The 13976-nt window shown below is 67.0% G+C and carries 17 protein-coding genes; 9 read left to right on the top strand and 8 right to left on the bottom strand.

All coding sequences use genetic code 11. The features are described from left to right. The first annotated feature begins 74 nt into the window (after window positions 1-74). Window positions 75-1289 (top strand): Ig-like domain-containing protein, encoded by a 1215-nt coding sequence (locus OG300_RS04110; RefSeq protein WP_405498463.1) that lies wholly within the window; start codon window positions 75-77, stop codon window positions 1287-1289. Here the strand turns inward: OG300_RS04110 and OG300_RS04105 are convergent. Further along, a complete protein-coding gene (locus OG300_RS04105) occupies window positions 1265-2515 on the bottom strand; it encodes a lipopolysaccharide biosynthesis protein (RefSeq protein WP_405492284.1) in 1251 nt (416 codons plus the stop codon). The genes OG300_RS04110 and OG300_RS04105 overlap by 25 nt on opposite strands. Window positions 2516-2966: 451 nt before the next feature. Between OG300_RS04105 and OG300_RS04100 the strand changes: the two genes are divergently transcribed. From OG300_RS04100 to OG300_RS04090, 3 genes are all read left to right on the top strand, one after another. Then, window positions 2967-3185, top strand: coding sequence for a hypothetical protein (locus OG300_RS04100; RefSeq protein ID WP_405492282.1), 219 nt, complete (start codon window positions 2967-2969; stop codon window positions 3183-3185). A gap of 185 nt (window positions 3186-3370) precedes the next feature. Beyond that, entirely contained in the window at window positions 3371-4054 is a 684-nt protein-coding gene (locus OG300_RS04095; RefSeq protein WP_405492280.1) for a TetR/AcrR family transcriptional regulator, read from the top strand. A 65-nt stretch (window positions 4055-4119) separates the two neighbouring features. Continuing rightward, the gene (locus tag OG300_RS04090) at window positions 4120-5133 is read left to right on the top strand and encodes an NADP-dependent oxidoreductase (protein ID WP_405492278.1); all 1014 of its coding nucleotides are present in this window, start codon (window positions 4120-4122) and stop codon (window positions 5131-5133) included. A 3-nt stretch (window positions 5134-5136) separates the two neighbouring features. Here OG300_RS04090 and OG300_RS04085 read toward each other — a convergent pair whose 3' ends face one another. After that, entirely contained in the window at window positions 5137-5793 is a 657-nt protein-coding gene (locus OG300_RS04085; RefSeq protein WP_405492276.1) for a hypothetical protein, read from the bottom strand. Window positions 5794-5863: 70 nt separating this feature from the next. Then, complete coding sequence (locus OG300_RS04080; RefSeq protein WP_405492274.1) at window positions 5864-6523, bottom strand: hypothetical protein; 660 nt, start codon at window positions 6521-6523, stop codon at window positions 5864-5866. A 228-nt stretch (window positions 6524-6751) separates the two neighbouring features. Between OG300_RS04080 and OG300_RS04075 the strand changes: the two genes are divergently transcribed. Together OG300_RS04075 and OG300_RS04070 are read left to right on the top strand one after the other, a co-directional pair. Then, window positions 6752-7393 (top strand): winged helix-turn-helix transcriptional regulator, encoded by a 642-nt coding sequence (locus tag OG300_RS04075; RefSeq protein WP_405492272.1) that lies wholly within the window; start codon window positions 6752-6754, stop codon window positions 7391-7393. Window positions 7394-7427: 34 nt separating this feature from the next. Next, a complete protein-coding gene (locus tag OG300_RS04070; protein WP_405492270.1) occupies window positions 7428-8237 on the top strand; it encodes a class I SAM-dependent methyltransferase in 810 nt (269 codons plus the stop codon). A gap of 58 nt (window positions 8238-8295) precedes the next feature. Here OG300_RS04070 and OG300_RS04065 read toward each other — a convergent pair whose 3' ends face one another. Next, a complete protein-coding gene (locus OG300_RS04065) occupies window positions 8296-8700 on the bottom strand; it encodes a peptidase inhibitor family I36 protein (protein ID WP_405492268.1) in 405 nt (134 codons plus the stop codon). A 154-nt stretch (window positions 8701-8854) separates the two neighbouring features. Here OG300_RS04065 and OG300_RS04060 point away from each other — a divergent pair, with 154 nt between their 5' ends. Then, entirely contained in the window at window positions 8855-9277 is a 423-nt protein-coding gene (locus OG300_RS04060) for a hypothetical protein (protein ID WP_405492266.1), read from the top strand. A gap of 48 nt (window positions 9278-9325) precedes the next feature. Here OG300_RS04060 and OG300_RS04055 read toward each other — a convergent pair whose 3' ends face one another. Further along, window positions 9326-9865, bottom strand: a complete 540-nt coding sequence (locus OG300_RS04055; protein WP_405492264.1) for a hypothetical protein — start codon at window positions 9863-9865, stop codon at window positions 9326-9328. 202 nt (window positions 9866-10067) lie between these two features. Here OG300_RS04055 and OG300_RS04050 point away from each other — a divergent pair, with 202 nt between their 5' ends. After that, complete coding sequence (locus tag OG300_RS04050; protein WP_405492262.1) at window positions 10068-11015, top strand: hypothetical protein; 948 nt, start codon at window positions 10068-10070, stop codon at window positions 11013-11015. Between the two features lie 100 nt (window positions 11016-11115). Continuing rightward, window positions 11116-11442 carry a DUF732 domain-containing protein gene (locus OG300_RS04045; protein WP_405492260.1) on the top strand — a complete coding sequence of 109 codons (327 nt, stop codon included), beginning with the start codon at window positions 11116-11118 and terminating at the stop codon, window positions 11440-11442. Between the two features lie 42 nt (window positions 11443-11484). On the opposite strand, the gene OG300_RS04040 is transcribed toward OG300_RS04045, so the two are convergent. Genes OG300_RS04040 through OG300_RS04030 form a run of 3 tightly spaced genes read right to left on the bottom strand, consistent with a single transcriptional unit; the run spans window position 11485 to window position 13974 of the window. Then, the gene (locus OG300_RS04040) at window positions 11485-12303 is read right to left on the bottom strand and encodes an alpha/beta fold hydrolase (RefSeq protein ID WP_405492258.1); all 819 of its coding nucleotides are present in this window, start codon (window positions 12301-12303) and stop codon (window positions 11485-11487) included. Between the two features lie 22 nt (window positions 12304-12325). Next, entirely contained in the window at window positions 12326-13531 is a 1206-nt protein-coding gene (locus tag OG300_RS04035; protein ID WP_405492256.1) for a cytochrome P450, read from the bottom strand. Window positions 13532-13533: 2 nt separating this feature from the next. Continuing rightward, window positions 13534-13974 carry a PaaI family thioesterase gene (locus OG300_RS04030; protein ID WP_405492254.1) on the bottom strand — a complete coding sequence of 147 codons (441 nt, stop codon included), beginning with the start codon at window positions 13972-13974 and terminating at the stop codon, window positions 13534-13536. Window positions 13975-13976 lie beyond the last annotated feature (2 nt).

Raw genomic sequence — 13976 nt, 5'->3', positions numbered from 1 at the left:
AATCTACTACGTTGGGCAGTAACAAGATGCTGTGCAGCAGTGCGGCGCACGGCGATTACATGGAGGGAGAGCCCATGCCACCCCGCCGTTTTCGGTCGTATGCCGCCGCGAGCTGGTTGGTGGCGCTGGTAGTCGTGTTGGTGGCGTGCTCGTCCTCCACCCCGAACGGAACGGTCGGTCCGCGTACGCAGACCGCCTCACCGATCAGCGTCAGCCCCGCGCAGGGCAGCGACAAGGTGGACCCGTCCGCGCCGGTCAAGGTGAACACCACCAGCGGCATCCTCACCTCGGTCAGCCTGACCAATGAGGACGGCAAGGCCATCGACGGCACGCTCACGCCGGACAAGACGGCGTGGAAGCCCAACGAGCAATTGGGCTACGGGCGCACCTACACCCTCAAGGCCGAGGGCGAGGATGTCACCGGACCGGTCGCGCCGGTGAGCACCACATTCACCACCATCACACCGAGCAACCAGACCAAGGTGTACCTGAACACCACGGGTGGTGAGGCCATCACGGAGGGCGGTAGCTACGGGGTCGGCATGGTCATCGTCGCGCACTTCGACGAGGACATCACCGATCACGCGACCGCGCAGAAGCATCTGGTCGTCACCACCGATCCGCCGGTGGACGGCGCCTGGTACTGGATGGACAACCGCAACGCGCACTGGCGGCCCAAGGAGTACTGGAAGTCGGGCACCAAGGTCAACGTGGCCTCCAATATCTATGGCGTACAGGTCGGCAACGGACTGTTCGGCCAGGAGGACACCAAGATCAATTTCGTCATCGGCCCCTCACACGTCTCGATCGCCGACGACAACACCAAGCAGGTCGAGGTCTACGAGAACGGCAACCTCATCCGCACCATGCCCACGTCCATGGGCCGGGGCGGCAGTGAGGTCATCGCCGGCAAGACCTTCACCTTCTGGACCCAGCCGGGTGTCTACACCGTGATGGACAAGGCCAACCCGGTGATCATGGACTCCTCCAGCTACGGCCTGCCGATCAATTCGCGGCTCGGCTACAAGGAGGCCATCGGCTGGGCGACGCGGATCAGCACCGACGGTATCTACCTGCATCAGCTCGACACCACGGTGTGGGCGCAGGGCAATACCGACACCTCGCACGGCTGCCTCAACCTCAACCAGACCAACGCGGAGTGGTTCTTCAACTTCGCGCAGCCCGGTGACGTGGTGGAGGTCCGCAATACCGGCGGGCCGCAGCTACAGGTGTGGCAGAACGGCGACTGGGGTATGCCGTGGGATCAATGGGTAGCCGGTAGCGCCTGATCCCGCTCGCGCGCGGCCAGCTGGGTCGCGCGCACCAGATACCAAGCGGCGACCGTGAATTCGGCGGCCACCGTCCCCCACACCAGGGTCCACATCGAGTGGGTCCGCAGGGTGAGGATCAGGGCGGTGGCCGCCACCACGGTACCGATCACCGCGCCCACCATGATGCCCACGGTGTCCTGACGCACCGGCAGCAGCGCCGTGGTCACGAAAGAACTTGTGGCGGTGGCCACCAGGATGAACACCTCCACCCGCAGCAGCGGCACCACCCCGCGGAAGTCATCGTCGTAGATGAGGTGCACGGCCAACGGCGCCGTCACCCAGATCCCCGCCACCGCGATCGCCGCCACCCCCACACACGCTGCCAGCGCCCGCATCTCGTACCGCCGGAACTGCGGATCACTGCGTTCCCTGGCCATCCGCGGCAGCAGCGCCAGCCCGATCGGATCCAACAGCGACTGGGTGGCCCGCACCAATTTGTCACTCGCCGAATACAACCCGAGCGACGCCGCGTCCAGCACCGACGAATACACCGTCGCCGTCCCCTGCCCATAACTGGTCACCAGCAACCGCGAGGCCAGCACCGGCATCCCCCGCCGCAGAATCAACCGCACCCGCCCCGCCCGCCCCGGCCTCCCATACCGCCCCAGCGCATCCCGCCAGGTCAAAGCCACCGTCACCACGGAGGACACCAGCAAACAAACCAGCACGGTCTCCGCATGCGGCAGTCGCGGCAACGCCGCAACCAACAGCACCAAATACACCACCCGCCCCGCGATCTGATAACTCATCGACGCCCCGAACCGCCCCTGCCCCACCAGCAACCAATCCTCCGACATAGCCAGAAACCCCCCAACCACCAACCCCAGCAACACCATCCGCACATGCGCCCCCACCCCCAGCGCCAACCCCACCCCCAAAGCGGAAGTCACCACCCCCAAAATCACTCCCCGCACCACCAGATAACTCCCCCGCAACTCATCCAGCCCCTCATCCTCCAACAGCGCCGCCAAATAGGTATTGATCCCCAAATCCACCACCAGCGACCCGAGAAAATACGAAGACATCCCAATAGCCAACAACCCCACCCCACTGACCCCCAGCAGTCTCGCAGTCAACGGAACAGTCACCGCCGTAACAAGAAACTGCCCATACTTCCCCAAACTGACAAACCCAATATCCCGCAAAACCGAAAGCACCCCATCCCCCGCCACCTTCTCCCGCACCCGCCCCACCACGCCTTTGACCCCTGCTCCCGACCCCACCATCACGACCTTCTTCCGCCTGCGCTCGCACCGATCCCCGAAATCTTCCCGCCTCACTCCCGCACCCGCCACCCGAACGTCAGTGATGACCGAAACCCCTGACCCGCCAATACATTCCAGCCCGGCCGATCCGTCGATACGATCGTGAATTCGAATTGCGCCGCAGCGCTGTTTGTTTCAAACAGAAGGAACGGACTCAGCAAACATCTGGACGCCGAAAGCTGAGAGTCGAGGCTCGAAGTTGCTGGATGAAAAGTAATTAGCGGGCGACAAGGACCCAGGTGGGTTGAAACGCTCAGTGATTACTGATGGCTATGGCGTGGCGGGGGAGATAATCCGGAGATGTTGATCTTTGGCGGTAATACCTTCGATCGGATACCGAAAAGCGATCTTTTCACTACTGTTCCGCACCATGATCGCCAACACTCGTCGTGCCGGAATCGTCACTATCGCCCTCGCTGCCGTTCTCGTCGGAGTTGCCGGACCCGCGTCCGCTGACACCCCGGCTTCCGGCTCCTCCAGCATCACCAGCATGAGTTCCAGTAACGGCACTACGCCGCTGGGGAACTTCTGGAGCACCATCGTCCAGACGCTCAGCGTCGCCTTCGGTTCGTCGAGCTCCTCCAGCTAGTCCTTCGGAATTCGGCACTCGGCTGCCGCGCGGCGCATGGCGTTGCGCGGCAGCCCGTTTCGTGGAGGTGATACCCGGAACCGACAGTCGGGCTCCGGGGTGGGTTCCATATCCGGTGCGGGACAAGATGATTGACCGGGCCGCGTCCTCTGAGACAGTTCCGGGTGGACGGTATCGTGGGGCGAGTGCCGGTCACGACGGGGAACAGCAAGGGCGGCGACGCCGACATCACGGGTAGCGCCGAGGGCGGTGCGGCGAAGAGTGTGCGTAGTCGCGCCGAGCAGCGGGAGGACACTCGGCTGGCGATACTGGACGCCACCATCGCCGGGCTGGTCGAGAACGGGCACGCCGCCACCACGACCCGGGGTGTGGCGGAGCGGGCGGGCGTGAGTCAGGGTGCGGTGCAGCACTATTACCCGACCCGGGCGGCACTGCTGGATGCCGCCATTCGCCGGGCCGCCGAACTCACCGCGCAGGCCGTGGTCGAAAACTGCTCCGAGGTAACGGGATCGGATCGCGAGCGCGTCGCCGCACTGATCGACCAACTCTGGGCATTGGCTCAGACGACCCCCGTCAGCGTCGGCTTCGAATTCCTGGCTGCGGCCCGCACCGATCCCGAACTGTCGGTCAGCGTCGCACACCTGGTCGGCCAGCTCGAGGGCACCCTGTTCACGGTCGCGCACCGTGTGCTCGGCGAGCTCGCCACCCGCCCGGGAGCCCGGGATTGGTTGCGTATCACCGTGATCACCCTCGCGGGCGTGCTGCTCACCGGCGCGGTCCCGGCCGCCGCCGACCTGGTCCCGGCCTGGGCTACGGTGCGCGACCACATCCTGACCAGCTTCGACACCTGGAGTACCGGTCAGCGGTGATCTCTGATCCACACCGGGCGGTTGGTCCAGAATGTGAGAATCGCCCATCGAAAGGTCGTACGACGATGAAGTCAACCCGGATAGTCCTGGCCTCGCGACCCACCGGCATGCCGCAGCCGGAGAACTTCCGCACCGAGACCGTCGAACTGGAGGCACCCGGCCCGGGCCACGCCCTCTTGCAGACTCTCTATCTGTCGCTGGATCCGTACATGCGCGGCCGGATGAGCGACGCGCCCTCCTACGCCCCGCCGGTCGAGGTGGACCAAACCATGTGCGGCGCGACGGTTTCCCGCGTCCTCGAATCCACCGACCCCGCCTTCGCACCCGGCGATATCGTGCTCGGTTACGCGGGCTGGCAAACCCATTCGGTCGAGCACACCTCGTATCTGCGCACCCTCGATCCGGCCGCCGCGCCCCTCACCACCGCCCTCGGTGTACTCGGCATGCCCGGTTTCACCGCCTACTCGGGTCTGCTCACCATCGGCCGCCCACAGCCGGGCGAGACCGTGGTGGTCGCCGCCGCCACCGGACCGGTCGGCGCGACGGTCGGTCAGATCGCGAAAATCAAAGGCGCGCGGGCAATCGGCATCGCGGGCGGACCGCAGAAGACGGCCCTGCTGCGCGACCATTTCGGTTTCGACGCCGCGCTCGACCACCGCGCCCCCGATTTCGCCGAGCAGCTCGCCGCCGCCACCCCCGACGGCATCGACGTCTATTTCGAGAACGTCGGCGGCCACGTTTTCGACGCCGTCCTCTCCCGCCTCAACAAGTTCGCGCGAATCCCGGTGTGCGGCTTGGTCGCCGGATACAACGCCACCGACCTGCCGCCCGGCCCGGACCGCCTCGGCCTGCTGATGGGCCACATCCTGCGCAAGAGCCTCACCCTGCGCGGCTTCATCCAGACCGAGTTCCTCGACCAGTTCGGCGAGTTCTATCCGGCGGTCTCCGGCTGGGTGGCCAACGGCGACATCGCCTATCTGGAGGATGTCGTCGACGGCCTCGACCACACGGTGGAGGCGTTCCAGGGGCTGCTGACCGGAAAGAACCTGGGCAAGCTGATCATCAAGGTCGCGGACTGACGGTCACCGCATCGCCTGCGTGTAGGGCCGCAGCCCGAGGGTGATGTCGACGCAGGCGCCCAGCAGGACATCCCGCTCCACCGGGTCGAGCGGGTGCCTGATGAGCATCCGGGTGCCGAGGATCGGGACGGGCAGCGGCTGGCCCGCCCGGTCCCACCAGATGTATTGGTCATAGAGCTCGTTCGCGATCCGGCCGAGTGTCCACCCGCCCGCGGTGCGCACCACGTCCAGCCGCCCGGCCTCCTGCCCCATGCGATCCAGGATCAGCAGGTGGAACAACTCGGGGGTGCGCGCCTCGTCCGGGTCGGGGACGAAGTGGAACAGGGTGCCCGCCGTCGACCCGACCGCGGTGGAGGTGTCGGCGCGCCGAATGGTCCCGATGGCCGTCCCGTCACCGCGACTGAGCACGGTCGGCGCGGAATCCTTGGATTCCACCCACACCACCGTGCCGTCGGCATAGGTGATCCGATGCTTGCCGGTGCCACCGTTCTTGAACCCGAACAGAATGGCGGCCTTGGCCCCCAACCCGTTTCCGGCCCCCTGCACACCCACGGCCAGCGGATCCCCCGGACCACTGCTGAAGGTGATCTTCAAGGCGTTGTTCACCTGGTGCACGACCCGCCCCTCGATCATGGTCGAGCCGTCCTGCCCCGCTGACATCGTTCGATGGTAGGCCCGCCGATTCGGCCCGCGCGGAGCTTTGACCACGGCACGCCGGACGCGACGCGCCTCAGCCGTTGGGGAAGCCGACCTTGGCCAGCGCAGTGGTCCAGTCGGTGGCGATGGCTACCTGCCCGTCGGCCAGCTTGATCTTGTTGCCGCACACCAGCGAGTGCAGCTTCGACTCGACGCCGTCCTTCGGATTGTTCGGCCCGGCCCCCTGCTTGTGCCCGGGTGACGGCGGCTCCACCCAGATATTGCGCGGATCGTTGGGGTCGCCGCCCAGCTCGAGCGAGATGAGGTGATCGTATTCGGCGTCGGAGGGATCACCGGTGTAGCCGTAGGACTTGATGTTGGCGGCCTTCTCCGGCCCGGTGATCGCGGTGGTGGGCCGAATCGACTGGGTGTAACCGGACTTACAGATGGTCTCGGCCAGGTTCGCCTGCGTCACCTTGGGATTGGTCGCGCCGGGGGTGCAAGCCGGATCCGGCAGCGGCTGCCCGTCCGAGGTCTTGCGGAAGTGGCAGCTCCCCGGCGCGGGCTGCGCCTGCACGGTGTAGGTGCCCTGCGGGCCCGGGCCGACCGGCACGGTGCCGGTGGCCGCCTGGGCACTGGGCTGCGGTGCCGCGTTCGCCGGTGCGTTCACCAGATTGTTGCCCGTGTGCTTCGAGCAGCCGGCGCTCACGCCGATCACCAGCAGGGCTACCGCAACTGCCTTGTGTGCCTTCATGACATCCCCTGATCGAGCCGAACAGCAGCCCAATTGTGCGCCACCGGGCCGGGATCAGCGATCCGAACCACGCAACACACCGGGGTGACGCGGATTTGCGGGAGCAGGTCGCGACTTCCACTCGGGCACAGCCATTTTAACCGACCAATCGGTCTCTTCAAATCGCATGGTTGATTTATTCTACCAACTCGTTGACTTTCTCTACCTGATGCGAGCTATCATGGTGAGGTGCGCAGCTACGACCAGTACTGTTCGATCGCCAAAGCCCTGGATGTGGTGGGCGATCGGTGGACGCTGCTGATCGTGCGCGAACTGCTGTTGCAGGGGCCCTGCCGGTTCACCGACCTCAAGAACGGGTTGCCGGGGATCGCCGCCAATCTGCTGTCGAATCGACTGCGGGAGTTGGAGCAAGCCGAGCTGATCGTGCGCGAGGACGCGCCGCCGCCCGTAGCGACCGCCCTGTACCGACTCACCGATGCCGGGTCGGCGTTGGAGCCCGCACTGAAAGCCCTGGGGCTGTGGGGGATCCGCTACATGGCCACCCCGCGACCCGAAGACACCCTGCGCGCGCAATGGCTGGCCTACGCACCGGCCTGGTTCGTCACCGATGGCGAACCACACGCCCCCGCGGTGACCATCCAGCTCGACTGCGCCGAGGTGTATGCCGTGCTCGAGGTCGGCGAGGGCCGGGTAGAAGGGCGTGCCGGTACCGCCGACGCGCCCGATCTCGTGCTGGGTGGTCCCCCGCAGGCCGTGCTCGGATTACTCACGGGGGTAATCGATTTCGCTACCGCCACCGCGCTCGGCATGACCTCCCGAGGACGACGCGGCGTGCTCGATCGTCTACGCCCCGTCACCGCGACCCACTGAATCCGTAGCACCGCCCTCAACCGAGAGAACCGTCATGGAGCAGACCCGAATCCCGGCCCAGTACGCGACCGGCGCCTCCCGCCCCGACATCGAACGAGCCCTGGCCGCCGCGGGCAAGGATCTCGAGCACCTCACGCCCGCGGATCTCGCACTGCTGGAGGACTTCCACAGCAGCGGACGCATCGCCACCTATCAGCTCGCCGCACTGCTCGACCCGTCGCCCGCCACCCGGGTGCTGGACGCGGGCACCGGCATCGGCGGCACGGCCCGCTATCTCGCGAGCCAATTCGGTTGCCGGGTCACCGGTATCGACATGTCCGAGGACTACTGCGCGACCGCCCGCTGGCTCGACAGTCTGGTCGGGCTGGACGATCGCATCGAGGTCCACCGGGCCGACGTGACCGAACTGCCCTTCCCCGACGCGGTTTTCGACGTGGTGATCAGCCAGCACGTACAGATGAACGTCGCCGACAAGGATCGCCTGTACGGCGAGGCCCGCCGGGTCTCGACCGATGGAGGCCGACTCGCCGTGTGGGACATCGTCTCCGGCGACGGTGACGCGCTGGACTATCCCCTACCCTGGGCGGACGGACCCGAGGACAGTCACCTGATCTCGGCGACGGCGCTGCGCACCGCGATCGAAGCAGCGGGCTTCGCCATCGACCACTGGGCGGACCTCACCGAGGAGACTGCCGAGACCATGCGCACGGTGCTGTCGATGCCGCCCAACCCGCTCGGACTGCACGCCTTCGTCCCCGAATTCCGTACCCGCGCCGAACATCTCACGAGCGCACTGGGCGACGGGCGGCTGCGGGCGGTTCGAGCCGTCGCCGTGGCGAAATAGCGCAGGCACGAAATGCCGGGCGACCAAGCATCACCCGGCATCCACGCCTGCGATGGGATCAGCCGAGCACCTCGACCGCGTCGGTCCGGTTGTCCGCCCACGACGCCAGGGTCCCGCGCCCGTTGTCCGCGATGGTGGCGAGCAGCAGCCAGCGCTGCCCGGTCCAGTCGTAGAGGTTGACCGCCTTGCCGGTGCGATTCCAATACGAGGTGAGGCGATCGCCCACACCGCCGTTGCCGATGTCGTGCAGCACCGGACTGTTGTCGACCTGCACGATCATGCTGCCGGTGCCGTTGGCCCCGTCGTAGCCGCAGAACATGCCGCCGGGGCAGTCGTAGCTCTGGGCGGAAGCGGGCGCGGCCGTGACCACGGCGGCGCCGGCGCCCAACGTGCCGAACGCCAGCGCGGCGGCGGCGAGCGGTGCCAGGCGGCGGGTGGCGGTGGCCCGGGTGGAGTTGGTCATGGTGAATTCCCTTCCCTCGACTCGGTATCGCCCTCTCGGACGACCCGACGCCAACGATGTGCGGGCTCACCAATGACCGGCCAACGGTCGACCAACAGCTGCAGGTCAGACACTGCGGCCGCCCTGTCGACCTTGGTTGGGCTAGGCTGCGAAGATGGCGGCAGAACTGTCTCAGATACCCAGTGCACTCCCCTCGGCCGGCAGCACCGGCGTGCGACTACGCGCGTTCGCTCTGGCCTCGATCCTGCTCGGCGCGGGCACCCTGCATTTCGCCCTGCCGAAGTTCTACGACGCGACGATTCCGCCCCAGCTCCCGGGCAAGCCCCGGACCTACACGCAGGTATCCGGCGTGATCGAGTTCGGCATCGGCACCCTGATCCTCGTCCCGCGCACCCGCGGCTTCGGCGCGCGTCTGGCGGCACTGCTGTTCATCGCGGTGTTCCCCGCCAATGTCCAGATGGCCTACGACTGGGTGCGCAGCGGACGCCCCGCGCCGCTCAAAGCCGGTGCGCTGCTGCGTCTTCCGCTGCAGATCCCGCTGGTGACCACCGCACGGACGGTATACCGCGCCGCATAGTGATCCCCTCGATACGCAGCAGGGTGGTCACGAAGCCGCGTTGGCGACTCACGCCAGCACGAAGCTCAATTGCAGGTTGTACCCACCGCCCTGCTGCTCCCAGGAGTAGCCGAACCACACGCCCGGCGTGATCTCGCGGATCTCGTCGTACACCTGCGGGGTCGGCGAGGGTGCGTAGTTGAGGATCCAGGCGGCTCCGCCGTCCACGATGGACGGTCCGGAGTAGACGTAGGCGGGCCAGCCCTCGATGCCGGCACCGGTGATGCGGTTCTCCAGGTACCCGCCCGAGGGCGAGGTATAGAAGGTCTTGCCGATCCAGAACAGCGGCGCCCACGACTGCATATCACGCGGTGAGACCACCCAGCCGTTGCGCGCGCCCTGGGGCACATCGCCGGCTCCGGCGTCGCGATAGATGGCGTTCTGTTGATCAGGCGAACATCTGAAGCGCAACGAATCCACTGTTGCTGAAATGTTGTTCGAGTAGAGGAAGCAGCCGTTGCCATAGTCGGCATCAGCGTGTGCCGCCGGTGTTGTCATCGGCGCGATAAGGAACGCCAGGCCCAGCCCGACCAGGGCTAGACCTCTCACTAGGCCTTTTCCGAAGAACCCACGGTTATTAGCCATCGCTGTCTCCACCGGGACGAATCCCGACCCACCAGCGATCGTAGTTCGCTAATCAATTGCTGGTCCCGACCGAGTCCGAACCGAAATCAGATTGAACCCTGCATTAACAGGAAATTGACAGCTTTCGTCTGGAAATAGCTCGAGGTTCATGTCGATCTTTATGACTATGACCTCGATTCCGGCCCGGTCACCGCTCCTTCGGTGGCTCTGGATCGCGGCCGGTCTTCTCACCGCCGCGATCGTCCTCGTCACGCTCGCGCCCCGCGCGCTGGCCGTGACCCACACCCAGGTGAACAACGACCGGCCGTCGATCACCACGACGACCGCACCGGCCCCCAACGCCACCAGAACGCCCGCGGTCGTCCCGGCGGCACAGCATCCGGTCTCGGCCACCGCGATCGCCCAGCAGATGCAGTCGGCCATCCAGAACGCCTCCCCGGGCACGACCGTCGGCATCGACGTGGTGGACACCTACACCGGGGCCACCCTGGCCAGTCTCAATGCCGGGCAGCAGTTCTACACCGCCTCGGTGGTGAAGCTGCTGATCGCGCTGGACACCATGCAGGGGCAGGGCTGGAATCCGAGCCCGGACACCTCGGGTCAGATCTCGCAGATGCTGTCGCTGAGCGACGACGACATCGCCGACGCCCTGTGGGACGACGGCGGCAACGACGCGATCATCGCCCGGCAGGTGAGCAAGATCGGGTTGTCCGGCACCACCGCGCCCGGCGATATCGGCGAGTGGGGCGAAACCCTCACCACGCCAAAGGATGTGGTGTCGATCTTCCACTACATCAGCACCTCGATCCCGGCCCCGGCCCGCGACCTGATCATCAACGCGCTGCACAACACGGCGCACACCGCCGCCGACGGCACCGATCAGTACTTCGGCATCCCCGACGGCCTGAGCGGGCGCGCCTGGGCGATCAAACAGGGCTGGATGGACCTCGACAGCTCCACCACCCTGGACACCACCGGCCTGGTCGGCGATGTCCCCGGCCTGTACCGCTACGCCGTGGTGGTGCTCACCACCCAGCCCGCCGACACCAATTGGTCGGTCGCCGGAACGGCGCTCACCGACGGGGTGACCCTGCTGCACACCGTGCTGAACTGACCCGGGAAGCCCGAAAAACTCCGTCGGCCAACGCCTCTGATGTCCGACGCCCATAACAGGTACGCTCGCCGGGTTCATTCGAGTTCGAAGAGGAGAAGTAGTGGGCAAGTTGAGCCGTCACACCCTGGTTTTCGGTGCGCTGGTCGCCGCGTCCCTCGGCGCCCTGCCGACGGTCGCGAACGCCGAGACCGCACTGACGTCGCAGGAGCAGGTGTTCGTGAGTTACCTGCAGGCGCACGGGGAATTGCTGACGGAGCGTGATCAGCAGTCGGCGGCGATCGACGTCGGCAAGGCCGACTGCAGCGCCATCGCCGCCGGAGTCACCCGCGAGCAACTGGTGGAGAACCTGCCCGGTGGCGCCACCGAGCGGGAGGAGGCGGTCTTGTTCCTCGATGCCGCCACCGCACCCGGCAGCCTCTGCGGCTGAGCATGATCGAGCGGGCGCTACCGGATCCGGTGGCGCCCGTTGCTATTTCACGGTGTCCAGGAACTCCCCGAGCAGGGTGGTGACGGCGGCCGGTTGCTCCAGGGTGCTGGTGTGGCCGCAGTCGTCGAGGATCTGGAGGCGGGACCCGGCGATGCGATCCGCGAGTTCGCGGGAACGGTCGGGCGGGGTGGCGTGGTCGTCCGCGCCGACGGCGATCAGGGTGGGCATGTCGATGGCGGCGAGTTCGTCCTCGATCGAATGACGTTCGGCCACACCGAGTACGGCTCGGTGCAGGGCGGCGCGGGGCAGACGGCGCAGGCGCGCCGACCAGTCCCGGATGATCGGGCGGGCGTTCGCGGCGGTGCGGAACGACGGACCGAACATGTGGGGTTCGACGGACTGCTGAACGGCGCGGAAGCCGAGCAGTCGCACGGCGAGCGCCAGTCGCTTGTATTCACCGGTCTTGGCCGGATCCTCTGCTGCGGCACTGGTTCCCAGCAATGTCAGCGATCGCAGGCGCTCGGGGTGGCGGGCGGCGAGACGCTGCCCGACGAAGCCGCCCATCGACAAGCCGACCCAGTGCACGGGGTCCGGGCCGAGCCGTTCGATGAGGGCGAGCGCGTCGGTGGTGAGGGTGTCCATGTCGTAGCCCGCGACGGTGGGCGCGGTCGCGCCCTGGCCGCGCCAGTCGAGGGTGACGCAGCGGTAGCGGTCGCGCAGCGCGGTGATCTGAGGATGGAACATCCAGCCGCCGAACAGCAGCCCGTGACCGAGGACGACGGTCGGCGCGCCTGGATCTCCGGCCGGAAATCCGGTGTCGGAGTATGCGATCGGTACACCGTTGAGAACAGCGGTCGGCATGGAGTTCTCCTTCGCGGGGCGGCTAGCGGACCGAGACCATGAGGGCAGCCGGACCCCGCACATTGATGCGGCCGTTCCAGCGCACCTCCTCTAGCACCGCGTCGGGAAAGCGATGAGCGAACGCCGAGAAGGCGATTCGGCCCTGCAACCGGACCAGGGCCGCGCCCACACAGTGATGGATGCCCGCACCGAACGAACCATGGCGGTCGGCGATCGGGCGATCCAGTCGCAGGCGGTCGGCGTCCTCGCCCCAGAATTCGGGATCGCGGTTGGCCGCGGCCAGACAGGCGAGTACCCAGCTGCCGGAGGGGATTTCGGTGTCGCCGACCCGCAGCGGGCCGACGGTGATGCGCCGCATGAGATGCACCGGGGTGTCGTAGCGCAGCAGTTCGTCGACCGCGTTCACCGCCAGCTCGGGTCGCGCACGCAACAGCGCTGCCTGCGCCGGGTTTTCGAGCAGCGCGAGCAGCCCACCCGCCAGGTGGTTGACGGTGGTCTCGTGTCCGGCCAGGTAGAGCAGCATCACCTGGGCGGTGAGCTCCGCCGTGGTCAGCGCGTCGCCCTCGTGTTCAGCGGTGATGAGCGCGGACAGCAGGTCGTCGCCGGGGTGGGTGCGCTTCCAGTGCACCAGCTCCCCCACCAGGTCGAGCAGTTCGGTGTCGGCGGCGCGGATGCGGGTTTGCAGGGCCGGGTCCGCCAATGGTTCGAGGGCCAGCACCAGCACGGCGGTCAGTTCGCGCAGCCGAGTGTGCTCGACCTCGGGTATACCGAGCATTTCGGAGATGATCGCGAATGGCAGCGGGAAGGCCAGCTCCGCAACGAGATCCGTGGTTCCGGCCGCCGCGATGCGGTCGAGTCCGGCCGCGACGTGGTCGGCCGCGCGCGGCTCCCACTCCGCGATGGCGCGCCGCGAGAACGCCTTGGTGACCAAGCGTCGCAACCGGGTGTGGTCGGGCGGATCCTGGTCGAGCATGGACAGTCCGCCCATGATCCGATTGCGTTTGCCGAGCCGGTCGCTGTCGCTCTTCCAGGCGGGCAGCCGGGTCAGGTTCGCCTCGTCGACCGAATGCGAGGACCGTTGCAGCGCGGCGACATCCGCGTGCCGCGACAGGATCCAGAAGCCGAGCGGATGCTCGTAGGCGGGTGCGTGGGCACGCAGCCGGGCGTAGTGCGGGTACGGGTCGGCGGCGAAACCGGGTGCGAACGGATCGAACACGAAACCGGTCACGGTTACCCCAGTTTCACGTTGCGCATGGTGACGAGCGCGGTGGCGCAGAGGATCTCGTCGTCGCCCTCGACCGAGTAGACGTCGGCGGCGGCCGAGGTGATCAGCGCGCCCGGCTTGAGGACCTGGCCGCGCGCGAGCACCCGCTCCCCCTTGGCCGGGGCCAGGATCTTCACCGTGTAGTCGATGGTCATGTTGACCCAGCCGGGTTGCAGCAGCGTGCCCGCCGCCGACCCGGCCGCGAAGTCCGCGAGCGAACCCAGCACGCCGCCTTGGAAATACCCGTTGTGCTGGGTGAGTTCGGTGCGGAAGGGCTGCACGATCTCGACCTCGCCGGGATCGACCCGGCCGAATTCGAAGCCGAGATGTTTGGCGGCGGGCATGCTGAGCACCGCGAAGGTGACGGCCTGCGCGAATTCGGGGTTGGGTGCCTGCCAGGTCGGCATGG

The sequence above is a fragment of the Nocardia sp. NBC_00511 genome, from assembly GCF_045161165.1.
Lineage (GTDB): Bacteria > Actinomycetota > Actinomycetes > Mycobacteriales > Mycobacteriaceae > Nocardia.
The sequence above is the reverse complement of the archived record's forward strand: the minus strand, read 5'-3'. Positions and strand labels throughout refer to the sequence as shown.